17 protein-coding genes are annotated in these 23,626 nt (G+C 68.2%); 3 read left to right on the top strand and 14 right to left on the bottom strand.

All coding sequences use genetic code 11. The features are described 5' to 3' along the window. Positions 1-111: 111 nt before the first annotated feature. The gene (locus ACIBHY_RS29570) at positions 112-1,788 is read right to left on the bottom strand and encodes a hypothetical protein (protein WP_397308337.1); all 1,677 of its coding nucleotides are present in this window, start codon (positions 1,786-1,788) and stop codon (positions 112-114) included. Between the two features lie 28 nt (positions 1,789-1,816). Beyond that, a complete protein-coding gene (locus ACIBHY_RS29565) occupies positions 1,817-2,278 on the bottom strand; it encodes an IPT/TIG domain-containing protein (protein ID WP_397308431.1) in 462 nt (153 codons plus the stop codon). 389 nt (positions 2,279-2,667) lie between these two features. Here ACIBHY_RS29565 and ACIBHY_RS29560 point away from each other — a divergent pair, with 389 nt between their 5' ends. Beyond that, positions 2,668-3,762: a hypothetical protein gene (locus tag ACIBHY_RS29560; RefSeq protein ID WP_397308336.1), complete on the top strand. Its 1,095-nt coding sequence runs from the start codon at positions 2,668-2,670 to the stop codon at positions 3,760-3,762. A 96-nt stretch (positions 3,763-3,858) separates the two neighbouring features. Here ACIBHY_RS29560 and ACIBHY_RS29555 read toward each other — a convergent pair whose 3' ends face one another. Genes ACIBHY_RS29555 through ACIBHY_RS29545 form a run of 3 tightly spaced genes read right to left on the bottom strand, consistent with a single transcriptional unit; the run spans position 3,859 to position 14,858 of the window. Next, positions 3,859-4,092: a hypothetical protein gene (locus tag ACIBHY_RS29555; RefSeq protein WP_397308335.1), complete on the bottom strand. Its 234-nt coding sequence runs from the start codon at positions 4,090-4,092 to the stop codon at positions 3,859-3,861. A gap of 15 nt (positions 4,093-4,107) precedes the next feature. Next, positions 4,108-4,320 (bottom strand): hypothetical protein, encoded by a 213-nt coding sequence (locus tag ACIBHY_RS29550; RefSeq protein ID WP_397308334.1) that lies wholly within the window; start codon positions 4,318-4,320, stop codon positions 4,108-4,110. Next, positions 4,317-14,858 carry a hypothetical protein gene (locus ACIBHY_RS29545; RefSeq protein WP_397308333.1) on the bottom strand — a complete coding sequence of 3,514 codons (10,542 nt, stop codon included), beginning with the start codon at positions 14,856-14,858 and terminating at the stop codon, positions 4,317-4,319. Before ACIBHY_RS29545 ends, ACIBHY_RS29550 begins: the two co-directional genes overlap by 4 nt. A 145-nt stretch (positions 14,859-15,003) precedes the next feature. On the opposite strand from ACIBHY_RS29545, the gene ACIBHY_RS29540 reads away from it, so the two are divergent. Together ACIBHY_RS29540 and ACIBHY_RS29535 are read left to right on the top strand one after the other, a co-directional pair. After that, the gene (locus ACIBHY_RS29540; RefSeq protein WP_397308332.1) at positions 15,004-15,378 is read left to right on the top strand and encodes a DUF6262 family protein; all 375 of its coding nucleotides are present in this window, start codon (positions 15,004-15,006) and stop codon (positions 15,376-15,378) included. 62 nt (positions 15,379-15,440) lie between these two features. Further along, on the top strand, positions 15,441-16,517 hold the full coding sequence (locus ACIBHY_RS29535; RefSeq protein ID WP_397308331.1) for a pentapeptide repeat-containing protein: 1,077 nt from the start codon (positions 15,441-15,443) through the stop codon (positions 16,515-16,517). 56 nt (positions 16,518-16,573) lie between these two features. Here ACIBHY_RS29535 and ACIBHY_RS29530 read toward each other — a convergent pair whose 3' ends face one another. The 9 genes from ACIBHY_RS29530 to ACIBHY_RS29490 form a co-directional block, all read right to left on the bottom strand. Next, positions 16,574-17,080 (bottom strand): hypothetical protein, encoded by a 507-nt coding sequence (locus ACIBHY_RS29530; RefSeq protein ID WP_397308330.1) that lies wholly within the window; start codon positions 17,078-17,080, stop codon positions 16,574-16,576. A gap of 220 nt (positions 17,081-17,300) precedes the next feature. Beyond that, positions 17,301-17,615: a hypothetical protein gene (locus ACIBHY_RS29525; protein ID WP_397308329.1), complete on the bottom strand. Its 315-nt coding sequence runs from the start codon at positions 17,613-17,615 to the stop codon at positions 17,301-17,303. 58 nt (positions 17,616-17,673) lie between these two features. Continuing rightward, positions 17,674-18,843: a hypothetical protein gene (locus ACIBHY_RS29520; protein ID WP_397308328.1), complete on the bottom strand. Its 1,170-nt coding sequence runs from the start codon at positions 18,841-18,843 to the stop codon at positions 17,674-17,676. Then, on the bottom strand, positions 18,840-19,148 hold the full coding sequence (locus tag ACIBHY_RS29515) for a hypothetical protein (RefSeq protein WP_397094164.1): 309 nt from the start codon (positions 19,146-19,148) through the stop codon (positions 18,840-18,842). Before ACIBHY_RS29515 ends, ACIBHY_RS29520 begins: the two co-directional genes overlap by 4 nt. A 182-nt stretch (positions 19,149-19,330) precedes the next feature. After that, entirely contained in the window at positions 19,331-19,723 is a 393-nt protein-coding gene (locus ACIBHY_RS29510) for a hypothetical protein (protein WP_397308327.1), read from the bottom strand. 113 nt (positions 19,724-19,836) lie between these two features. Continuing rightward, positions 19,837-20,409 carry a hypothetical protein gene (locus ACIBHY_RS29505; protein WP_397094167.1) on the bottom strand — a complete coding sequence of 191 codons (573 nt, stop codon included), beginning with the start codon at positions 20,407-20,409 and terminating at the stop codon, positions 19,837-19,839. Then, on the bottom strand, positions 20,406-20,693 hold the full coding sequence (locus tag ACIBHY_RS29500; protein WP_397308326.1) for a hypothetical protein: 288 nt from the start codon (positions 20,691-20,693) through the stop codon (positions 20,406-20,408). The genes ACIBHY_RS29505 and ACIBHY_RS29500 overlap by 4 nt, the downstream gene beginning before the upstream one ends. Before the next feature lie 80 nt (positions 20,694-20,773). Beyond that, positions 20,774-22,777: a phage portal protein gene (locus tag ACIBHY_RS29495; protein ID WP_397308325.1), complete on the bottom strand. Its 2,004-nt coding sequence runs from the start codon at positions 22,775-22,777 to the stop codon at positions 20,774-20,776. A gap of 283 nt (positions 22,778-23,060) precedes the next feature. Then, a complete protein-coding gene (locus ACIBHY_RS29490; protein ID WP_397308324.1) occupies positions 23,061-23,432 on the bottom strand; it encodes a hypothetical protein in 372 nt (123 codons plus the stop codon). Positions 23,433-23,626 lie beyond the last annotated feature (194 nt).

Genomic DNA, 23,626 nt, shown 5'->3' with positions numbered 1-23,626 from the left:
GAGTCATGGTAGGTGTGGACATGGCTATGGTCTCCCTTCGCGACGACACGAGCGCCCACTCCGGGCGCTCAATCCAACCAAATATACCGAAGTATCTTTAGTATCGTCTATCTAGGTGTCTGCGTCTCCCAGCAGACGCCTGCACTCCTCCAGCAACTCAGCAGGGACGTCCACCTCATGCTGCCGGGCCAGAAGATCCCGGGCGGTTTCCTCACGGCTCATACCCGACGCCCGAACGCACGTCTCCAGATCGGTGGCGAGCCGACCGCCGTTCCACACATCCCACGCGCTCTTGCGTCGCGGTCGCGCCCCCACAGGTGTGCCTCCGATAGGAAGGGCCTTGCGCTCGGTGATCCAGGAGTCCGGAATGAGCTCCATCATGTCCATGCTACGAGCCAACTCGATGGCAACGACCTGCTCGTACCGGCTGTCCGCCGTGTCAATCAGGTGCTGAAGGTAGTAGCGGTACTTGCCCACGCGCGCGGTGACGCGCCAGCGGTCGGCGCCGCCCAGAATCACCGCCTCCCACTCATCGAGACAGCCGATGCCCGTGCGCGGAAGCGCGAAGATGCGCTCTGCGGGGACTGTGCCATCCAAAACCACACCGTGCTGCAGGCCCCAATCGGGATCGCCTTCCTGCCCCACGAACTCCTGTGCGGTGAACGGCGACAACGTGAAGGAGGAGAGCGGCCGCAGTGGCACCTCGGCCTCGAACTCGCTCGACCCTCGCCCGGACCGCGCCCAATCCGGCGGGCCCTGCTCGACATCCAGGATGTTCCAGACCATGCCGCGCTGGACGTGCACGTGTATGGCGCCGGCGTCGCGCAGCCATTCCTGCGTGGCGTCGTACTGGGCACGCACGAACGCTTCCACGAATGGGCGCACGCGCTCCAGGATCTCCTCCGCCATCACCAGCCTGTCGTTGTCAACGCCGTCCAGCGTCGTGCTGTCGAGGCCGAACATGTCCCGGGCCACAAGCTGAAGGGCCAACGATCTGGGTGCGACGGCATTGAACGCCCACGCGTTGACCAGGCCGGCCACCGCTTGTTCCCTGTGTATGGCGCGGTAGCGGTCGGCGTCGATGACCTCGAACTCGCTCATGTCCATCGATTGCTGGGCGTCTTCGAATTCCTCGGGAAGGATCTCCTGGTAGTGCCAGTCGGCCAGTTCGTTGGGCAGGTCCGGTGAGTTGGGCTGCTGGTGAAGCGCCACGTAAGGGGTCGGAGAGCGCACCATGACGGCCTCTCCCGATCGGAGCCGGCCGAGCGCTGCCCGGACGGGCTCGTCGAGCACGTAGCGGTCGTCAACGTGCTCGATCCGGCGGGTTAGGTCCTGGCTGATCTGCCGCTTGGCGAGCGCCCGGTTTCGCATGAACAGGTCGTGATCTCGGGCGTCCAGCTCGGTCAACTTGCGACGTCCGGCGGGATCGAGGCCGTCCCACAGCCGCTCATCCAGCGCCGCCAGGTCCGCGGCGTTCGCGGCTCGGCCTGGCTGAACCCCCCTGGGCGGGAGGCGCTCGTCGTTGCGGGGATGCGTAGGCGAGCTCACCACCTCAGCGATCTGCCTGCTGTGGACGCGAGACACATGCCCGCTGTTGTGACGGACCCGATACCAGTCGCCGACGCTATCCACGACGGTCGCCCGACCTCCACCGTGGAGTCGCACGACGCTGCCGATCCGGATCCACCTGCCGTGCCAGCCCCGCGGCTGGTCGGGGTCGAATGTCTTCACGTCCAGGACGGCGGCCTCGTACTGCACGCCGAACCGGCTCCACTGCCACACGGCCACGAGGGCAGGCTCCCGTCTTGTCGGCTGGTCAGGCGTACGTGAAGCCGCCGGTCGCGGTCGCGGCCGCAGAGTCGTTCGTCACGACCACATCCGCTGCGCCGACCGCCTTGGCAGGTGTCCGGCAGGTGATGGTGGTCTCGTTGATGACGGTGATGCTGGTCGCGGCCGTACCGCCGAAGGTGACAGTGGCGCCCGGAGTCGCGTTGGCGCACTTGATGGTGACCAAGGTGTTGCCCGCCGCTGGCCCGGCCGCCGGGGACACGCTGATGATCGTCGGTGCCGGGAAGCACGCGTTCAGCTCCGACAGGCGGATCACCTGCCCCGCCACAAACTTGAGCCGCCGCCGCACGTTCGGGAAGTTCGACCCCTCCGCCCGCACACCCTCGTAGATGCGCTCGCTGACCTTCACAAGCGGATCGGTCACCGGCACGTTGGTGACCAGGGTCGCGGCGGTCGTCTTGTTGATCTGCGTGCCATTGGCGCGGTACATCGTCACGGCATCCCCCTGATGCTGGTGGCCAGAAGCGGAGGGCCGTCGTCGAAATACATGTCTGCGGGTGGCGGTTCAGGCGCGCTGACCAGCAACAGGACCAACCCCACAATCAGCCCCATCGCGATCCCTATGGCGAGCCCGAACCGCCACCCCAACCCCCGCACGGCCATCACGATGTCGTGGCTCGGAGCGTACTGTCCTGCTCCGGTTTCGAGAGGCGGTGAAGTGATCTCTGGGGCAGCAAGCCGGAATCCGCAGCTTCACGGCTCCCTAGCCTCTTTGTCGCCCGCCTAACCCATATTGCAAGCCGCTCCCACGCCACCGGCTCTTCGGTTCACCGAGGACGCAGCCTAGATAGAGCGTTGGCTGCGAGCTATTGTTGTCTAGTGACATTAGCCGAGATTTTAACCTTGGCCGTAGCCGCATGTGGAGTACTGGCGGGAATGTGGGCAACACTTCGAGCGCGCCGCTCAGTGAACTCCCGACTCGAATTGGTTGATGTTGCGCTCACTGACCCTCACTCGATAGGTGAACTTCGAGAGGAATACGAAGCTGCGCGCAAACTCGCCAGCTGGAATGAAGGAGTCGAATACGTAGATCAAATCCTCGACGTCAAGGTCCGTAATACTGGTGGACAGCCTGCAGTAGTTAAGAGAGTGCACCTGTGCATTGACGCGGCTGCCGAATACGACGAGGATATAAGTCTTACTCCGCCCGTTTGGGAGGAGAGGGAGCGCGAGGTGTCGGCACTCCACCCTTCTCAAGCATACAAGGCGGCACTGCCTCCGGCTAAACATGCATCAGGTGTACGCCTTGCTGTGAATGTCTCCCAGGCAATAGCGGCAAACGAGGTAGACCGCTTCTTGGTGCAATTTGGGCCACCCGATTTGCGTGAAGAACGTTGGGTGCTCTATCTGCTTAGGGTCGAAGTGCACGTCAACAGGAAAAACCGTGCTTTAACCTCCCCGCGTATTGCTGTGGCGTTCCCTGACCGACATGCAGTGCACGGAGTGGACCAGTGTGAGAGGCGTATTCGTCACTTCTGGAGCAGGGTGGCGATGGGAAGAGCCGCCATAGACGCAGCATTGCGCGCCTACGCGGCACCGGCCGTCAAGTGGGATGGAGATGATCCGCCACGGTCCTTCTCTCAGATTGAAGGCGCCGAACGTATTTCCAAAGAGAAATTTGACCCCGCATCAAGAGAGGCGCGGCTATTGTCTCGTCGGCCAACTGAGATGAAGTCTCAACGTCGAGATGAGCGTTTCGACGTGATGAATCTCAATCAGAATGACTTTTTTCCAAGCTTCTGGCATCCGGAGGATGCGGTGGCACGATACCTCCACGCAGTGGAGGCTGATCTCCGCCAGCAGTCTACGCTGATGGGTTCGGCAGAAGTTCGGAGTGAACTATCGGAGCTGAATCTGCGTGGAGCGGAACAGCTCTTATCTCAAATTCCTAGGCTTCGCCAATTGCGGGGCTAAATATGTTCACTGTGTGCAGTGGCGCACAAGTTGCTGACTTCAGGAGGATCTAGGTGAGCTTGTGATATGGCACGAGACCATGCCAAATTATTCAACTTAGACTGGCTTGATACGGATGACATCGGTCAGCTCCTGAAGAGCCGTCACGACCAAGTCTGGCTCCTTCACGTCTAGCACAATCCCGGAGTGGGGCAAGCGCATTCCATTGTGAAACTCCAACAGGCGGCAAGCGCGCGCTGACCCCGACGCAGCACCGATGGACGCAGCCGCGTCCGGCGGAGCCTGGCCCACCGTGACGGCATAGTAGATACCGTCGATGTAGCCTTCCACGACGCGATCCATGGGCTATGCCTCTTCCTGGCCGGCGGCGGCCGTTTCGTCTGGGAGCGCATCGGCGTAGGTTCCCACCCACACTGCGGCCAGCGCCTGCTCATCGGCTTTGCGTGGATCGTAGGGGCACACCCCGGGTGGCGCGCCGAGCCCCGCCGCTCGCCTGGCTGAGCGCCGCGCGTCGGCCAGTTCCTCCATGGTGGGGGTGCGCCCCTGGCCAGTGCTCATCCGAAGTCCCTCCCGTTGCCCGCGGTCTGGCGCCGCTCTTGTGCTTGCCTGCGGTCGCGGGAATCGCCGAGCCATTGGGCGCGCCACTCGTTGAACGTCATCCTGCCGGTTGGCTGATCTGCCCACCATCGCTTGAGTTCCTCCGACGCGTACGCGTGTGCGTGATCGGCATTGCCTCCCCACAGTCGCGCCGGGTCAACGCCGGCCTTCCGGCCGAGAGGTGACAGCATGTAGCCGTTCGTCGCCTTCTCTGCCGCAAGGGCCTGTTCGTACACCCACTTCCGGTACATGCGGCGCACCACCTGCTCGCGCCGTTCCCCGGCGCCGCGCTCGGCGTCGATGATCGCGTTCCGCTCCTGCCTGTCCATCTCTTCCTCCGACAGGCCGTACGCCTCGGCGTACGCTTCGCGCGGATCCCAACCGTGGGCGATCAGTTCGTCCACCTGGAGCTCTTCCGGGGTTCGCTCGTCCTCGGTCGAGCGCTGCCGGTCGCGGTCGTCGAGCTCGGCGAAGATCCGCCGTACGAGCACTCCAGACCACGGATCGGAGTGGTAGAGCGGCTGGTGCCGTCCCAGCAGTTCGACGAGCTTCTCATCGCTCATCACCGCGAGGTCGAGGTCCGCGTGCGGGTTGGCGCCGGTGTCGCGTCGCCGGTCTCGCTCCTCCAACTCGGCGCTGATCTGGTCGAGCAGCGCTGTGAGCGCCGGGTCCATGCCGTACCGGCCCAGGTTCCGGCCGTACAGGGCAGCGAGGTCATCGGTGTCCATGGACAGCAGGTCGGACGCGGCCAGGTCACCGAGGTCGTCGCCGCGGCGGCGCCGCTCTGCCTCGCGCGCCTCCGTTTCGGCGATGACACGATCCTGCAAGGCCGTCTTCGCAGGATCCTCGCCGTACCCGTCCCATCCAGCCAGCAGCATCGATTCCAGCTCCGCATCCGACAGTTCGGCCAGGTCGGTCTCGTCGCTACCGGTGCGCTGCTGTTCGCGCCGGTTGAGTTCGGCGCGCAGCCTCTCCACTGCCTGCGGGTCGTCGATCCGGGCGAGGAGCGACCGCAACTGGTCATCCGACAAGGCGAGCAGGTTGATGCCGTCGAGCGGGCCCCGCTGCGCGGCGACCTCGCGGCGGCTACCTCCTTGCGGGCCGGTCGCGTCGGTGGCCAGCAGGGCGAGCACGCCGAGTCCCCAATGCCGCAGGTCGTCATCGGCGTAGTCTCCGTGCCCCGCCAGCGACTCCAGCACGTTGGCGAAGATCTCCTGGGTTCCGTCGCCGTTGACGCGGCCAGTGCGGGCGTCCGGGAAGTCTCCTGGATAGATCTCGAACGGGCGGCCGCGGTCCTCGCCGAACATGGGCTCCGGTCGCGTACGGTCGCCCACGTCGCCGTGGCTGGTGCGATCCCACAGCAGCGCCTGCCCCGCCGCTCGCAGACCGGGCACGGTCGCCTCCAGATGGTGGCCGAGCTCGTGCGCTGCCACCGTCGCCTTCGCCACTCCGCCAGGCTGCGCGGATGGCACCGGAACGCGGCCCGGCAGCCCCTCCCGGATCGCCGGGGCGATCTCGGTGTTGTCGTCGGCGGGCAGGCTGATCCGCGTGCTGCCGTCCGCCCGGACGTGCACGTGCTGGCCAGGCCCCGTCACCACCTCGACAGGCCCGGCCTCGCGCGCCGACTGGAGCCAGTCGGACGGGAGGACCTCCTCCACGTAGCGGAGTGCTGCGGCGTTCGAACCTGCCTGCCCGGTCAGGAGGCGGCCCTGCCGGTCGGTGTAGGCGAGCCCGTCGCCGCCCACCCGGCGCACCTCGGCAAGGGTGGTGGCGAGCGCCTCTCGGCGCGCCTCGGCGAGCATGCGCCGCAGTTCCTGCTCGCGCACGGCGGCCGCCTGCCAGCGCGCGGCGGCGTCGTCGCGCTGCCACAGTAGACCTCCGTCAGGGGTGCCGACGCTGTAGCGGATGCGGGAGATCTCCGCATCGACGTCGTCGGCTGCCTTCCACGCCTGCCCGCGCTCCCGCGTGACGGCGTCGAGTTCCGCGCTGAGCGCCACTTCCCGCCCGGCAAGGTGCTGCCGGAACCGGACGTCCAGGTCGGCGCCTGCCGTACGTATCACGGCGAGCTGCCTCATTGCCTCCGGGCCGGGGCCGTCGTCGTCCGCGATGTCGGGCGCCCACAGCATCGCCTGGCGCACGGCGGGAACCCGCCCGGCCTCAAGGTCCTCCAGAGTCGTCGGCTCGAAAACCGTCCGCATGACGGGCTGCTTGCCGAGATCGGCCAGGTTGTCCGGGAGCTGAGCCCGGTATGTGGCCAGGCGGCCGGGAAGGTTGGTGTCCTGCGGTACGTCGGGCATGCGCGGTGCTGGCTGGGCGGGCGTCCCGTTGATGCGGTCGCGCAGCTTGGCGAGGGACACACCGGCGGGCAGCACGCCCGGCGCGGGCGGATGGTCGCGGTACGCGGCCACGACGCGCGACAGAGCGCGCGGCCAGGTCTCGCTGCCGAGCAGGTCCGCGCCCTCCAGCGCGGCCCGGATCCGGCTGGTGGCGCGGGCCTGCGCCGCCCGGGTGACGGCGCTGGTGGCCGGGGCCATGGCAGCGGTCTGGGCGTCGTCACGGGCGCCGAGCCGGAACGCGAGCGTCGCTGCGGACAGGTCGCGCGTAGCCTCGATGCGGTCGAGATGCTCGAACGCCGCGGCAAGCGCCACCTCTCGCTCCGTGCTGGCCGGGAGTTCGCGCAGCGCCTCGGCGACGTCCGTTGCCGCCCACCGGGAGCGCACGGTCTCCAGGTTGGCGAGGAACGCGGTGAATTCCCGCTCGCGCGAGATGCGTTCCCGCTCACGCCGTACGGAGGAGATGCGCGCGGCCGCGTTGTCGTCCGCGGGAATGAGCCGCATCACGCTGGGGTCGATGTAGTCGTCCGGAGCATCGGGGTCGTCGAACACCGACACGGACCTCTGTTCGCCGCTGTCGGCCATGATTTGGACGGTGATGCCTTCGGGCACGTCGTTACTCGCCGGGTGGCGGATGACCCCGGTGACGGTGCCGGTCGCCATTGACACCGTGGCTCGGTCACCCACGCGCAGGTCGCGCCAGCCCACATACTCGGCCGTCTCCGGCTGCATGAGCGAGTCGTACGGCTGGCCGCTGGCGGCGGGCCCGCGCTCCAGTCGCTCCACCGAGGGCCAACCCCGGTCGGTGACGGTGATCGTCTGCTGATCGTCGTCCCCGTCCAGGATCGTCATCTCATACAGGCGGGTCTCGGCGAACTCGCCGCCGCGCCGCTCCACCGCCAGGACGTGGCCCACAACGGGGTCGGTGAAGTCGTTGCCGTCCCAGCGGATGGTGTCGCCGACGCCGATCCGGTCGGCGGTGACGTGCTCGCGCGTGAACTCAGCGGGCGGCGCGGGCACGTCGTCGGGCAGGTCGGGCGCCAGCCACAGGTCCACGCCGTCCGGCAGGACCCGCTGCTCCACGCTGCCGTCCTCATGCCGGACATGCACCTGGTGCAGCCCGAACCCCTTCACGGGGCGGGTCGCCGTGACGGTACCGAACCGGACGGTGCCGTCCTCGCTGGGCAAGCCGATCACGTCGCCCATGACCAGGTTGCGCGCATAGACGCGTTCGGGGGCGGGCCGGCCGGGGTCGTGTGGCGGTGGCGGGAACCCCTCCAGGCGGGCGTTCGCGGCGTCGATCCAACCCGCCGTACGGCCCAGCGCGCGCCGCCGCGCCGCTGGCGTGTTCTCGTCGCGGGCCAGCGTGCGCACGTGGGCGGCCAATGCCTGGATCTGCTCGGCGGACAGTTCCCGGCGTGTGCGCAGTCTCGCCAGGGCCTGCGCCGCCGCCGGGGATGCGCCCGAACTGGTGGCGTCCAGGTTGAGATCCAGGAGACGACGCCGCTGGTCGGTGCGGAGCCGCACTCTGCCGGTGGGTGTCCCATCCGGCAGGTCCGCTGCGGTGATGCGCTCGGGCTCCGCCGGCGGCGCGGCTGCGGCTTCGGGTTCGCGGGTCGGCGCGCCGGTGACCCGATTGAGCAGGAGCCGCTCGTCCAGTTCCACCTCCGACAGGCGGCCGTCCTGGTCGCGCACGTCGAACCGAGCCCGCCCGTGGTCCACCTCCGGCACGGACGCGACCTGCATGGGGCGGTCGTCGATGACCACCCAGTCGCCCACGGCCAGGCCGGACGCCTCGGTCTCATCTATCGAGTCCGAGTCCTGTGCGGGCGCAAGCTGGACAGGCCGCTCGGCGGCGATCAGGTGACGTTCGCGCCGGTCGTCGTCGTCGCGCACGAGCGCAGACACGAGCCTGTCGTCGAGCCGATCCACCCGCTCCACAGCCACGTCGCCGGTCGGGCCCGTGATCCGGTCGCCGTCGCGCAAGCTGGCGCCGCGCACCTGCTCAGGCGCCGGGGCGGGCTCGCTGTCGTCGAGCCGCAGCACGCGACGCGGCACGGAGAATCGCGTCCCGGACGGCGCCGGCACGGTGGTGCCATCCGCCCGGGTGATGGCGATGTCGTCAAGCACAACAGACGGCAAGCCAGGCTGGCGGCGCGAGATCTTGCCCGCCACCGTGACCTTGTCGAACCGGCCGATGCCGAGCGCTTCCCGGTCCAGGGCGGCGGGCAGGTTCGGCCCGGCGGCGCCGAACTGGATCCGGTCGCCAACCTGGGCGTTCGCCTGCGGGATGTCCTCGCCGCCCTCGACGTCGGCCGGTGTGCCGCGGATAAGGAGCGTGTCGGGGAGGCGGCTGATCCGGGTGCCGTCGTCGAACGTGAACGTGAGGCGGCCGCCCGTCTCCTGGATGTCTGTGACGCGGCGGCTGTCCCGGATGGGCTCGCTGAGCCGGGCCGGGCCCGCCGCGTTCGCGTAAGCGGCCTGGCCTTCGCGTAGTAGGCCCGCATCGGGGCCGGCCATTCGCCACTGCGCCTCCGCGAGTGTGTCGCCCACGCGGACCTGGTCGGCGTACGCCTGCCCCTCAGGGGCTGGCTCTCGGGACGGCTCGGCGTCTGGCTCAGGGCCGCGCGAGGCGGCCGCGCGCAGAGCGTCCCAGTCTCGGGCCGGCTGGCCGTCCGGGAACGCCAGCTGCCAACTCTCCGCCAGATCCATGGACCGCAGCGCACGCTCGACGTCGCCCCCAGCCTGGGCCGCTTTCGCGTCGGCAAGGAACCCCTCGATCTTCTCGGTCATGCCCTGGATGGAGTCGCGTGCGATCTGCTCGCGGGAGGCGCGGCTCCACGCCCTGCCCAGCACATCCGCCACCTGGAGGAGGCGCTCCCGTTCGGCAGCCGCCCTGTCGGTGTCGGGCGCGTCGGCCGCCGCGCGATCCAACGCAGCCCTCAAGTCTGCGCGGGCGGAGTAGAGGTTGCTCAGTGGCAGGATGTCCAGCTTTGCGAACATGCCCTGGACAGCCGCGTTCACGGCGGCCTGCCCGTCAGGGGCGAACGCGTCCGCCGCCGGGACGAGGTCATCGCGGGTGGTTTCGCGCGCTGGCGGCGCTGCCTCTTGACGAATCACGCCGTACGCCGCGACCAACTCGTTGACGCTTTCGCGTTCGGAGCGGATGTGATGGCCGTTGACGTCGGTCTCGTACGACAGGCTGAATCCGCCGCCCCTGCGTGGCTCCACCTGCCCGACCACCATCGGGCTGCTCCACTCCAGCACGAAGCCGCCGCGGATCCGCCTCGGCACGCGTACGACGTCCTCCGGCTGGATCTGACTCCACCCGGCAGGCTGGTACCCGTCTGGCATCGCCCGGCGGGCGTGCGCGGCTGGCGAGTCGTCGGTGTCGTCCAGGTGCTGCTGCCACACCGCGTCCGCCTGCGCGCTGTCGCGCTCCTTGCGCATCACCTGCGCCCGCTCACCGGACACGACCGTGATGTCGGTAGTGCCGTCCATGCGGACGAACCGGATGACGGAGCCGGTCTCACCGAACGGCTGCACCTGGCTCACCAGCACGGGCTCCGCCCAGTACTCCAGGTTGGTGGACCCGGCGAGGTGGCGCACCATGTCGCCGGGCTGCAACTCCGAGCTCAGGGTGCCGGTGTACCCCTCGGCCTCGATCTCCAGCACCCGGGCCTCGCGCGCCGCGTTCCTGCGCTCGTCGGACGCCGCAAGTTCGAGCCGTGTCTGGACCGCGAACGCGATCCTCTCTGCGGCCGCCTTGCGCGTGGCCTCCGACACGGGCGTGTAGTTCTCGTCGCCGACGACCCGCCAGTACCAGGAGGTGCGGCCGCGCTTCACGACATCGCCGAGTACCTCGCCGTCACGAACCACGTCCACGCCGCCTCTGGCGTTGGGCCGGTAGGTGAGGGGAGAGGGAGGGGTGCCGTCCGCCGTAGGGGGCTGCGCGGACTCGCTGATCGTGTTGCGGATCATGCCGAGTCGCGGATCGCCCGGGGCAAGTTGCTCGGCCTCGTCCAGCAGTCGAGAAGCCTGCTCAACGTCGCCGGCGTCATACGCTCCGCGTGCCCGCTTGGCCAGCGCGGTCACCTGCTGGCGGCTGGCGGCGCGCTCCCGCACGGCCTGGTCGCCCTCGGCCTGCTGTTGCGCTGCCTGCTCGCGGGCTGCGGCACGCTCCTCGGCTTCCTCGCGCCGCTGCCGCTGCTGAGCGCCCAGTTCGCTCTCGCCGTCTCGGTTAGGGTTGCTCTCGGGGGCTGTGAACAGCACGTGCTCGGCGTTGCGGGCGAAGATGACCCGTTCCTTCGTGCGCCGCTCGTTGTCGCCGCGCACCTTTAGCAATTGGTGGCCGTCCTCGTTCACCTCCTCGGCCGACACGACGGTGTACGGCTGGGAGAACCCGCTCACCTCTAGCCCCTGGTGAGTGAAGGCGGGCAGCCGCACGCGGTCGCCCTTCTTCGGCGCCTGCCCGGGTCGGGGCTCCCACCCCGCTGGCGGGGTCAGATCCGGGGGAGGGGTGGCGGCCTTCCCTGTGACGACCTGGTAGAGCGCTTCGGCGGCTTCCTTGCGGCTGCCGTAGTCGCCGCTGGACAGGATGGGCTTGCCATGCGCGGACATGTACCGGCCGGTGGCGGCCTCGCCGCCCTCCCTCGACCACATCCAGCGACGGCCCTTGCCGTTGGCGTTGTAGCGGGTGTCGGGCACGCGTCGGACGGAGCCGATCGGCTTGTCCTGGTCACTGGCGTGGACGTCGAAGACGCCGCCACCGGTCTGCTCGAAGGTGAGGGTGGGTGCCCCGACCGGCTGCGCTTCCGGGGCGGCCGGCGCAGGCGACGGTGTCTCCCCCTCTTCGGCGCCGCCTGGGTCGCTTCCCGGCTCCGCGGTACGGTTCTCGACGGGCTCCGCTGTACGGTCTGGGGTCGGGTCGGGCTGCGCGGGCGCTGCCTCGGCCTGGGCTTCGCGGATGATGCGGCGGATGTTGTCCCACCGCTCCTGGGTGGGTTCGAGCTCCTCGGCCTGGTCGATCAGTTCCAGCGCTCGGTCAAAGTCTCCGTCGTCGAACGCACGCTTGGCCTGGTTGGACCGGGCGGTCGCTTCCTTCTTCCGGTCCACCCGCTCCCGTTCCTGCTGGCGGGTGCGCCGGACGATCTCCTTACCCGTAAACGTCAGGACCTCGGGGTGAGCGGCGATGTAGGTGTCAACCCACTCCTTCTCTCCAGGCCGCGGTGAACCGCCCTTGCCGGCGCCCTCGGCGATGTACCGGCCGGGGTCGCCCGTCCACCGGTAGCCAGCGGCCATGCGCTCGATCGCCGCGACCAGCACCGCCCGGCGGGTATCGCTCATCCCTTCGGGGGACGGCGGGGTGCCGTCGTCGGTGGAGGGGAGCGGGGTCGGGTCTACCCACTTGTCGCGCACCTCAGCGCGCGCGGCATCCCATCCTTCGACGTCCGGGTACTCAGCGGCGATCTCGTCGATGATGGCCAGCCCGCCGTCAAGGTCGCCCTCGTCGGCCCGCTTTCCGGCCTGGTCGAGCGCCTTCAGGATCCGGTCCACGCGGCGCCGGTTCTCTCGGATGACCTCGGCGTGCGCCTTGTCCCAAGCGTCCCGCAGTTCCGTGCCGGCCCGAGTGAGCCGCTGCCCTTCCTCGTACTGGGGGCTGTTCACGCCGCCGCTGCGACCGTGCTCGTCCACTAGGTCGCGGAACTCCGACCAGGCGCGCAGCATGGCCATCTCGTCGTCCCCAACCAGCGCCTGCCGGTACGCGGCCGCCGCCGCGGTGATCCGCTCGGCGGTCGAGTCGTCGAGGACGCCTGGCCGGGGGGCGAGCTCGTCGGCCTCCGGCTCCTCTGGGGCGTCGGTGGACTCGGTGCCGCGCTGGTAGGGTTCCTCGCCGAGCATCTCGAACGCGGACATGAGGTCACGGCGTGCGTCCTCGTCCTTGTCGCCGCTACGAGAGGCAGCCCGAACTGCCCGATGCACACGCGATGCGGCGGCCCTACCTTCCGGTGACTCTTCAGCGCTGGGGCGGGCGACGACCCGCAGCACGTTCTCGGCCCAGTCCGGGATGCGGCCGCCGTCCGCGCGGAGCGCACGCCGGTACCACTTGCTGGAAGACGGGCTCCGCGTGAGCTCCGCGTGCAGAAGTTCCCGGGCGGTGTCGGTGAGCCCGAGCTCGCTGGCAAGATCGGAGACGAGGCGCTTGGTGCTCTCCTGCTGTTCCTGCTGCGCGAGCGCCCGCAACGCCTCGATGTTGCCCGGCTCGGCCGACGTTGCCGGCGTGCGGCTTTGCCCGGTCGCGGCGCGCCGCTCCCGCTCCTCCAGGCCCATCCTCAGCGCCTCGTAGTAGGCGTGGCTGTTGAGGTCCTCCCGGATCGTGGCGAGGCTGGCCATGTCGGTGAAGCCGCGTAGCTGCTCATCGTTCAGCGCCGCGAGCTGCTCGGCGAGGTTGTCCGGCACTTCCCACGAAAACGTGCCGCGGTCCATGGCTTCGCTCGCGTCGGGGTACTGCTCGTCGAGCTGCTGGAAGACGCGGGTGCCTGCGACGTAGTCCAGACTCGGCCCGGGGTAGCCGCGCCGGCGCATCTCCTGCTGTACGGCCACGGACTTGCCGATGACGCCGGAGATCCCCCACACGCTGCCCGGGTAGATCGCCGAGCTGTAGATGCCGGCGATGGCGCGGGAGGCGGCGTGGTCGAACGCGACCTGGTCCTCGACGGGAATCTCGGCGAGCTTCTCGCGTGTGCTGTCGCGGCTCTCTCGGTAGGCGGCGTCGCCTCCCGGGCCGCCGTAGTTGATCACAGAGGTGACCGCGGCCCGTCCATCGGCGCCGATGTCGCGCCCGAAGTAGGCGAGCTGGGTCTCGTCCACTGCTTCGAGCCGGGCATCAACGTCTTCGAGTTCGGCCGGCTCCGGGGCGGGGGCGGGCTGGTCGTCCTCGTCATCCAGCGCCATGAACAGGTCGCGGTTGCCGTCCTTGTCGGTGCCCATGTCGGCGAACAGGCCCTCCTGAGGGCGTGTCGTCGGCTGGACGGGGGCACCGTCCGCGCGGTGGTTCGGCGGCTCGTCTGCGGGCTGCCAGTCGCCGAGCTCCTCCTCCGCCAAGGTGCGCCGGTCACCGCGGATGGTGACGACCTCGACCTCGGCGCCGTTGAGGGTGTCCTGGATCTGCTCGACCCGCACGGGGTCGTTGAACGTGGGCGTGGTGATCCACTGACGGGCGGCCAGTTCGGGCCGCTCCCCGCCGCTCTCGGCCGGGGCGGTCGGGGTGTCGATGACCTCGACGTCGGAGGCGTGCGCGTTGACCTGGCTGCTGGAGTCAAGCCGCACGAGGAGTGCGCCATCCTCGCGCGTCTTGGCCACCGCGCCCTCGGCGCCGTTCGACAGCCGGACCCGAGAGTCCACCGCAGGGACCTCGACGGCTGGGGCGGCTTCCGGCTGCGTGGATGCTTCCGCCTCGTCGATCGCGTTGACCTGGTCGCGAATCTCGCGCGCGATCCGGTCGGCCTGCTCCTGGTCGTTCTCCCGCTCGGCCTCGACCAGGTGGGCGAAGTCCTCGTCCGGCACGACGCGCGCCATCGCGTCGTCGGTCGTATACATCGTCCAGTGCCGGTTCGTGTTGTCCACGAAGGACACCGCCCAGCCGCTGCCGGGCTTGGTGTCGGCGTCCTCGGGCGGGCCCGCCGGCGAGACGCCGGAGATGCGGCCCAAGTTGCTGGTGTTGTCGCCGAAGGAGTCCCAGCCGTGCACGTACGCGAGCTGGCCAGGCCGGAGCTCAGAGACGGGGACTCGGGTGTCCTGCCCGGACGGCGTGAACTCCTCGACGCCCTTGGACGGCTTGTCGGCACGCTGCGGCCGGGGCCGGTCCGCCGGGTTACCAGACGGCTTCTTCCCGCCGGGGGCGGCGGTGACGGTCAGGTAGTTGCGGTGGACGGAGATCTTGCGCCCGTCCGCGGTGTGCACCTCCAGGCGGCCGCCGCCCAGGTTCCGGGCTACGGTGCCGGTGCCGCCGCCCCAGATGGAGACGGACGCACCGGTCTCAATCCAGCGCCCTCTTCTGTCACGCGGCTGGTCGGGGTCGAAGGCGTTCCGCAGCCGGCGGGCTTTCTCCTCCAGGCTGGCGGTGTAGGTGACTCCGCCTATGGTCCACGTCCGCTGGTTGGTCACCCGTGCCCCCTGTTTTGCCCCGTGCTGGTGGAGGGCAGGGAACAGGGCGGGACGGCATAGTGTCCCGGTCCGCCGATCACGTCAGCGCGGTCACGCGCCGCGCTGGACGCCGACCAAGACCCAACCAGTGATACGGAGGCGGCCAGTGCGGGCTGACAACTCCCACCACCTCGTCGCCGCGGCCAAGCAGCGCAGCCGCTCGACTCGGGAGAAGGCAACGCGGGCTCTCCGGCGCCTCGACGCCACCGGCCGACCGATAACCATCGAGACAGTCGCCCGTGAAGCAGGCGTCTCCCGATCCTGGCTATACGCACGGGCCGATCTGCGGGCCGAGATCGAACGATTGCGCTCCAGCAACACCAACAACCCCGTCCAGATCCCCGTGCGCCAACGCGCATCAGACGCCCCGCTGCGCCGAAGACTCGAAGCGGTCAACGAACGCCTCCGCGATCTCACCGCGGAGAACCGCGAGCTACGCGAGCAACTCGCCGCTCTGCTCGGGGAACTCCGCTTGCAGTGATCTTTGGCAGGATCGGGCGATTCGCTCTGCTCATCTGAAGTCAACGAGTAACCTGCCGGGGCATGACAATCGAGTCTTCGGACCGGCCCGCTTCGAGGTGGAAGCGGGTCGGCTGGGCCACGATGGGGCTGGTCACTGCAGTAGTTCTGTTCTGGCCGGTCACCGACTGGCTCGCTCACCATGACGTGCCGGTCGTGCCAGGCGTGTCGGCACGGGATCAGGCCGAACAGTTGCGCCAGGCCCGTGATGCTGCTCGTGGCCGGATTCTCCAAGTCGGGGCTGGCTTGCTGGCTGCCGGCGCGCTGATCTACACCGCACGCAACTTCAGCCTGGCCCGAAACCAAAACGAGCTGAACCGCCAGAGTCTTGAGCTGTCGCGTGAGCAGGCCAATAAGCAGGCTGAGGCGAGTCGCCGCACACTGGAGCTGACCGAGCAAGGCCAGATCACGGACCGCTACATCAAGGGTATTGAGCAGCTTGGTTCTGACACCCTCGATATTCGACTGGGCGGCATTTACGCGCTGGAACGCCTCGCTCGAGACTCCGCCCGCGATCGTCCCACGATTGTCAAGGTGTTGTCCGCCTTTGCCCGCGAACATGCACATGAGCCATGGCCGCCACCTGTACCTATCAAAGCTGCGTCCCAGGGGCGGACGGCATCCAAGCCGACCGAACAAAGACAACTGCGTCCCGACGTCACGGCTGCACTTGCCATGGTCGGGCGCCGAGAGCACCGCGGCCTGGACCCGGTCGATCTCGCTGGCGCGGACTTCTCCCACGCCGACCTGCGCGGCGTGCACCTCCCCGGAGTAGTGCTGATCGATGCGAACTTCTCGCGTGCGAACCTCGCCCTTGCCAACCTCTCCGGCGCACTCCTGACCGACGCGGACCTGTCCGGCGCGGACCTGTCTGGCACGATCCTGCAGCGGGCGAACCTCTGGCGTGCGGATCTCTCCGAGGCAACCTTTCGGGTCACCAATCTCGCTGAAGCGGATCTGACAGGCGCGATCTTCGATCCCGCAACTCTTGACGCGGAACTCGATGGTGCTCGGGTCGATGCAGGCGTTCCCCTCACGTCCAGCTGGTACGTGGACGAGAAGTCGGGTTATGTGAGGCCTGTCATAGATTTCAAGGAGTAGTAAGACGGCGCCCGCGCAAGGAGCGCGTCGATCCCGTTCGCGAGAGGCCCGCCGCGTCAGCCAGGACCAACAGGTCCAGCGTCCACGATCGCCAATCGCAACGGTTTCATAACATCCCGCCGCACGCTTGGGGAGCTGCACTCCTTGCGACCTTCTTCGTCATAGACGATGGCTGCAATGTAAAGGGCCTGGTCACGGAGGTATGACCGGCTGCGGCTCCAGATAATGACGGGCTCGCACATCCAGTCCTGCGGCGCGGCCCAGTCCAGCACGGTGAGCTCGTCGTCGTAGCGGGCGAGTGCGGCGAGGTATTCCTCCGGTGTGGTCACGAACTGGTGGTAGAGGGAGAGTTCGGTGAAGGCGCCGGAGTCGATGGCGACGTGTCGGAGGGGGATGCCCGATCGCCAGAACGGCCAGCGGGGCGGGGCGGGCAGCCGCTTGTACTTGCGCAGCACGCGGTGGGAGATGAATAGGGACACGTCGATCGGCGCCGTGGTGAGCCAGGAGGCGCGGTGGGTGCCGAGATAGAAGTGCAGGTCCCGTGTGTCGTCGCAGATGAGCATGGGTGGCTTTCGGGCGTGCGTGAGGGCCGGGGCGGCGCCGGCGGGGTGCCGCCCCGGTGGGTTGGTGGAGCGTCAGGGGCAGCTCAGCGGTGGGTGGTGCGGTGGGGGTGGCCGCACCAGTGCGAGCAGGACAGGTCCTGGCTGCCGCCGCAGCGGCCGGACGTGCACGGCCGGTGGGGGCGGCCGCTGCCCGCCGCTCGGGCGTCGGCCACCGTGAGGGTTAGGCAGCGTGCTGGACGTCGAACCGCTTTACCTCGACGGCGAGCAGCTCGTCCGGGGTGAGCTGGTCCTTGAAGAGGTCCACCCAGTGCTCGGCCTGCTCGTCCGTGGTGGTACCCGGGTCGTAGGGCTGCTCTTCGAGGAAGTCGAGGTAGCGGTGGGGGATGTACGGCGTGTCGCCGTCCGTGATGAGGTCGTGCAACGTCTCGGCGGCCCGCTTGTAGGCCCGGCCAGGCGTGGCGGTGACGTGTTGGAAGCGCCGCCCGTCGCTCCAGACGACGGTGGCGAGGTAGACGTGCTTGGGAATGTCGGTCATGGGGTTTCCTTCCGGTGGGGTGCTCCCGCCCGCCGCTCGGGCGGGAGCCTGATGGGGGTCAGACGAAGGAGAGTTGGGAGGGTCCCTTCAGCGCCGCCTCCCACGCCTCGGCGAAGCTGTCGTTGACCTTGTCGATGGCCAGCGCCGGACCGGTCACGAACGCCTGCTCAGGGCACGGGTAGTAGATGTTGCGCTCGTGGATCCACACCCGCTGGTGGCGGCCGTTCTCGTAGCGGACGCCGGACGGCAGGTGGTGGGTAACCATGTAGTCGAGCAGCCGCACCATGTCGGCGCGGTCGCCGGTGGCGATCCGGGTCATGGAGCGGACGGCGTTGGCGGGCTTCATCATGTCGTCGGTCTTGGCGCGGAACGCGCGCCGAACGTCGTAGATGGCCCACGGCATGCAGTTCAGGTGCTCCTGGAAGTCGGCCAGCAGGCTGGGCCCACCCTCGAAGTCGAGTAACGCGTCAAAGAGTTGCGCTCCGCCGATCAATCCCTGGCGCGGGTTGGCGGCGACAGCGAGATACTCCATCGTGAGTGTCTTGAACGCCTCGTACGGGGAGGCGATGTACCGGGGAAGGGTGCGGGCGAGCCCGGCCCGGCTTGCGAGGGCGTATGGGCACTCCACGCACGCACTCTTGATCCACTGGACCTTGAACTTCTTCCACAGCACGTCCTCGCAGAAGGCACGGTCCCAGCCCCACTCCGTCAGCGGGTAGAAGGGGATGCGGCCGGGCAGTCCGAGCGGCATGTCGCGCATCATGCGGGTGAGCTCATCGACCTCGAACCCGATGATGTGCACGAACGATTCGCCGCCGGTCAGGTCGGCGATAAGCGTGTCGAGAGCCCAGCCCTTCGCTTTCAGCGAGCATTTGCGGATGCCGCCGGTCTGGGGGACCGTCGCGACCTCGACCATCTCGTCCGACAGGCGGTAGGCGCCCTGGATATAGCAGGTGGTGGGCCGGGTGGTGTCGTCCAGGATGACGATGCCGTCCCGCTGGCTGTTGCTGGCGCGCGCGACCTGGATGGTGCGGATGCTGTGCTGGTGGAGCAATGGGAAGATGTAGGCCTCGACCAGGTGCGCGGTCTCCAGCCACTCGTCGCCGGTCTGGGCGATGACTACGATCAGGTCCTTCAGCGCGAAGGTGCGGGAGGCCGGGTTGTCGAGCCACTCGACGAGAATCGCGGCGCTGTCCACGCCCATCCCGAAACCGAAGACGACTTTCACGATCTGACCTCGACTTGCTCCAGCGTGATGATCGGGTACCAGACCTCTACGCCGAATCGGTCCACCCAGGCTTTGGTCTGCTCGGGGGTGGCGGCGTCGGGGTCGTATGGGTGGGCCGTGACGAAGTCGTCGTACGCCTCCTGGTCGCCGCCGGGCTCCAGGGAATCCCGGGCATGCTGACGGAGGTAGCGAGCCGTGTGCGCGTATGCGGTGGGTTCGTCAGGGGCGGCCATGATCACGGACTCGAATGCGCTGAGCGATCCCCAGTCGAGGTGGATGACGTGCACACACATGTTGCTGGTCATGCGGAGGTGTTCCTTCCGGCAGTCCCATGTGGCGCCCGCCGCTCGGACGGCACACGGAACCTGGAGAGATGAGCTAACGTCCCGCCCCGATGCGGGCAGGACCGAAGAGGTGGACGCCGCCAGGGCTGTGGATGGAGGGGGCTGAGGCTGGCCCGGTGCGGCGCTTGTGCGCTTGGCGCTGACTAGTCCCGCGCCCAACTCTCTAGCGGGCCAACCCAGCCATCGGCCACGAGGTCGGCGCGCCGGGCCTGCCAGGAGTCGATCGCTCGCCGGTAGGCGGGCCCATCGTAGAAGCGTGAGAGACCGTGATGGCGGGCGTGATACCGCCAGGAGGCGCGCACGCTCTCGTACGCCTCCGCCGAGTAGTCGTGCCCGCTTGCCGGGTCAATGTCCTGCTCGGCGATGCCCAGCGCCAGGCACAGCGCGGTGCGTGCGTCGTTCATCGACGTGCGCCGGTCGGCCTCCATCACCGGGTCGAGGTCGCGATACGCGTAGCGGCTCATCACCCGTCTAGCCTGCAAACGGATTGCCCGCTTCTCATCGACTACACCGCGCAGCGTGATGTTGCTTCCCATGGTGTTCCTTCCGGTGGGTTCCGTGTGCCGCCCGCCGCTCGGGCGGCACACGGAACCTGAAAAGGTGAGCTAAGGTCTCTCCCGGTGCCGGGGCGAGACCGAAAAGAGAGGCGTCAGTCCCGGTTCTCATCGAGAGCGTGGATCATGTTGAACGCCTCGTCCTCCGTGAACCGGAACGCGTCACCGGGAAAACCCGGGCTGCCGGGGAGGGAGTCGGGCAGGGTCCACTCCTGCGAGTGGTTGGCATGCCGCCCGCCGGGTCGGGTGATAATCCACGTGTCGCTGCCGATGAGCCGCATGATGATGGCCTCGGGGCTGTAGCAGTGGCCATCGTCCCGGGGATCGCAGGGCCCATCACAGTCGTGCGTGTAGAGCTTGTTGGCGAAGGTGTACTCCGTGGCGTTCTCTGCGTACTGGTGCCGGTAACTGCCGTTGGCCAGGACCGCGGCGGGGATCGTGAACTCCCTCAGCAGGGTGTCGGCGCGCTCTTTCGCCTGGTCCGAGGTCTCGAAGTACGGCTCCCGGTCGGCCCGGTAGCCCGGGTTCGGGAGTGGGTTGTCCAGCCGGTAGGCCACGCCGCCCACGATGGGGACGATGCGGAACTGCCAGGCGACCGAGGCCGACCAGAAGAAGCCGGTCCAGCCGTCCCTGTCGTTCCCGCTCCAGGAGAGGCGTTTCTCGCTCATCGCATGCCCTCCGGCGCGTCGATGTCCATGTGGCTCTTGGCTCCGACCGCTGCCAGTCCAGTCGCCACCTGGAGCGCGAAGGCGGTCTCGGCGTCGTAGTCGAGGTAGAAAACGGCGTCCACCAGGTGGCCGCCGACCATGACCTTGCCCTGCACCCTGAACTTGACCTTGTCGCGGACGTGGATGACCTGGGCTGTGCTGCCGTCCTCGGCCGTGTAGATGCCGAAGTCCCGACGCGAGGCGCCGGTGATGGGGATGACGTCGGCGATCTTGCCGTTGTGCATGGGTTTCCTTCCGGATACACCGGCGGCACCGCTCGGCGCCGGTTAACACTTATAATATTAGCAAGCTTCTTTAGTGGTGTCTATATGGGAAGTTCTATGGTGGCAGCAGTTGCCCAATCCGACAGGTCCACCTCGCGCACCGCCTGCACGATCTCCTCCATCGGCGCGCCTGCCTGGTCCAACTCCTCCACGGCGCCGCGAACGGCCTCGACCACCCGGCCGAACTCTTCCCCGACCGCCGCAGCAGCTGTCATCGCGGTGTCATGCGCCTCCATGCCGCCTCCAGCCATGGCCGCAGCCGCCACCGCGAGCACCGGGAGAACCACCTGCTCGGCCTCGGCCTGCCACGCCTGCACGGGCATGATCCGCGCAACGTCCAGCGCATTCGTACCGACGCGGGTGTCTACCTTGTACTGGGCGACGAAGTGGCGGGTGCCCTTGCGGTGCTTCGGTGACTCCAGCCGGGCCACCGTCCGGCCGACGAACCTCCCTCCGAGTTGGAGGAGCGCCTCCACCAGCTCGGAGGGAGTGGCGCCCAGGGAACCCTTTGTCTGCCGCCGCCCCCGCGGGCGCTTCGCTTCCACCTGGACGCCCTCGTCCTCGGACTGGTCCCCGGCGGCCGTGGGGCCGGCGTCCGCCGCCTCCGCGCTGTTCTCTTCTTCACCGGTGTCGCTGAATAGGTTCCGCAGGCGCGTCAGCGCGTTCTCCTCGGCGCCGTCGTCGTCGCCCGCTGCGGCCGCACTGCGTCCAGTCGGCGGCCGCTCGCCGAGCTCTCCCTCCGGAATTCCGCCCGCCGCCGGGTCCTCCGGCGGGGCGATGCCGAGCGCAACCGCGTCCTCGTCACGCGTCGGGATCGGGGTCTTGCCCTGCGCCACGTACAGCGCCCTGGTGTGCGGCAGATCCACGGGGTCGTATCCGGCGATGGCCCGGTACTCGTCCAGTGAGATGAGCCCGGCATCGACCTCCTCCCGCGCCTCCTCACGACGCTGTTTCTTCGCGCGCTGGAGCACCTCGATCGAGTCGGTGTTGAATTCGTAGACCGCGTTGTCTTCGTGGTCGGTATCCCAGCCGGTCGCCAGCAGCGACAGGTGCGGCAGCATGGTGTGCGTCCAGAACTGGTGCTCTTCCTGGGCCGCGTTGTCGAATGTCCGGCCGGAAGCGTTGCCCAGGATGCTCTCTGGCACGCCGAACGCTGCGAGGATCTCCTCCTTGGAGATGCGTGCCAGGTCGGCGTACGCCATGTCGCGTGGTTTTGCGGCCAAGTCGATGAACGACAGGTCGCCCTGGAGCACGGTCAGCTTGCCGGCCTCATGCGCGCCCTTGCCGAAGATGCCCTGGATGCGCTCCATCTCTTCGTCTTCGACTTCGCCATCAATACCGATCACGCCGCCTGGCCTGCCGTCGTTCCTCAGGAACGTCGCGTTGTAGAGGCGGGCGAGGAAGTCCAAGTCCACGCTGAGTCCGGCGGCCTCCATGGGGGTGATGCCGCGGAACGGGTCCAAGGGATGGGGGTCGCGAAACCAGATGACCTTCTCGGGGTCGATCGTGCGGCGCCGGCCGTCCGGGGTGATTGTTTCGAAGTGCGACAAGAGGTTGCCGCCGAACCCTGGCACTGGGCGGGTACGGCCCGGGGGAAGCAGATCCAGCCCGATTGGGTGCCCGCGTCGGCTGGTGCTCACCTCGACGAACGTCCCGGCCGGGGACAGCAGCACCTGGCCAGACAGCCGCTTTCGTAACTGTGGGCCCTTCTCCAGCTTGTTGGCCACGCCCACGTTGAGCAGCCTGGCCAGAGGGTCGTCCGCGATGACTTCGCGCTCACCGTCCGACTGGATGAGCACCCTCTCGATCGGCAGCCGTGACGCGTGCCCAGCGATGGCGTTCACGCTCTTGAACACCCATACGACGCGCTCCATCCCCTCCAGGACGGCCCGTTCTACGGGCCATGCGCGGCGCGGGTCGCGCAGCCGGGCGAGCATGCCCGACCACGAGGTGTGGCCGGCGTCGAGCTCAAGCGACTTCGTCTCCAGCGGAGCCGACTTCGCCGTAAGTCCGAGGGCGCCCCGCAGGGCGGGGAGGAAGGCCACCGCGCCTACTTCCCGCGGCCCAGCAGCACGCCCCCGATAAAGGCTGAGGCGGATAGGCCAAGCCAGAACAGCAGCGGACTGACCTGGTAGGCGACGGTGAGCGTGCCAGCGATCCCGGCAGCTATCAGGAGGAGGGCGATGAGGTCGCGGCGCAGACGTGCCTCACGCGCGTACGGGTCTTGAGGGTTCAACCTGCTTCTCCTGCCTGCCCGGGACGACGACGGTCGCCGGGCAGGCTAGGAAGAGGCGTTGGTTTGTGTACGGCTCCAGCTACTCGGCCGGTTCAGCCGTACAGGTCGCCGAGGCTGGAGCGCTGGCGCAGGGCGACCTCTTCGGCGCTGGTGCCGGGGGCTGGCCTCTTGCGCTTGCGTCGTACGGCGGGGCCGTTGCCGCCCTGGAGGAGTTCGGTGTGTGGTCCCGAGCACGGCACAGTGATGGCGTCGGCCCAGCGCAACTTGCATTGGTCGCAGTAGGTGTCCTGGCCTACTACCCAAGTTTTTTCATGCAGCATGAAGTTGCGGCGGCTTGTCTCTATGCGGCGAGCCTGCTCCGAGGTGACTGGCACAGTGACTGCCGAAACGAACTCGTGGATGCCGGTGCCGGTATCGGTTGTTTCTGTTTCGTCTTGGGTGGTCTCGGAGACTTCTGTCGTCATACGATCTATCAACCCCTTTGGCGACGTGGGGGTGCCCTAGCAGCCAACCGGCGGGTACAGTTCCGGCAGGTCGATCCCCCGTAACTGATGTGACTTCAGTGGCACACGTGGCCTTAGCCAGCGGAGAGACCATAACTATCGAGACCGGCTCACGTAAATGGCCAGAGGGCCTTTTGGGGCAGCTTGTTTTCCGT

Origin of the sequence: Nonomuraea sp. NPDC050547 (genome assembly GCF_044457345.1) — a bacterium.
In the GTDB taxonomy this organism is placed as follows: Bacteria; Actinomycetota; Actinomycetes; order Streptosporangiales; family Streptosporangiaceae; genus Nonomuraea.
The sequence above is the reverse complement of the archived record's forward strand: the minus strand, read 5'-3'. Positions and strand labels throughout refer to the sequence as shown.

Coding starts and splice junctions, on each gene's coding strand:
- ACIBHY_RS29530 (WP_397308330.1), bottom strand. CDS start 17,080: ATGCTCATCTGCGACGACACACGGGACCTGCACTTCTATCTCGGCACC.
- ACIBHY_RS29510 (WP_397308327.1), bottom strand. CDS start 19,723: ATGGGAAGCAACATCACGCTGCGCGGTGTAGTCGATGAGAAGCGGGCA.
- ACIBHY_RS29490 (WP_397308324.1), bottom strand. CDS start 23,432: ATGACGACAGAAGTCTCCGAGACCACCCAAGACGAAACAGAAACAACC.
- ACIBHY_RS29550 (WP_397308334.1), bottom strand. CDS start 4,320: ATGAGCACTGGCCAGGGGCGCACCCCCACCATGGAGGAACTGGCCGAC.
- ACIBHY_RS29525 (WP_397308329.1), bottom strand. CDS start 17,615: ATGACCGACATTCCCAAGCACGTCTACCTCGCCACCGTCGTCTGGAGC.
- ACIBHY_RS29505 (WP_397094167.1), bottom strand. CDS start 20,409: ATGAGCGAGAAACGCCTCTCCTGGAGCGGGAACGACAGGGACGGCTGG.
- ACIBHY_RS29535 (WP_397308331.1), top strand. CDS start 15,441: ATGACAATCGAGTCTTCGGACCGGCCCGCTTCGAGGTGGAAGCGGGTC.
- ACIBHY_RS29565 (WP_397308431.1), bottom strand. CDS start 2,278: ATGTACCGCGCCAATGGCACGCAGATCAACAAGACGACCGCCGCGACC.
- ACIBHY_RS29515 (WP_397094164.1), bottom strand. CDS start 19,148: ATGACCAGCAACATGTGTGTGCACGTCATCCACCTCGACTGGGGATCG.
- ACIBHY_RS29500 (WP_397308326.1), bottom strand. CDS start 20,693: ATGCACAACGGCAAGATCGCCGACGTCATCCCCATCACCGGCGCCTCG.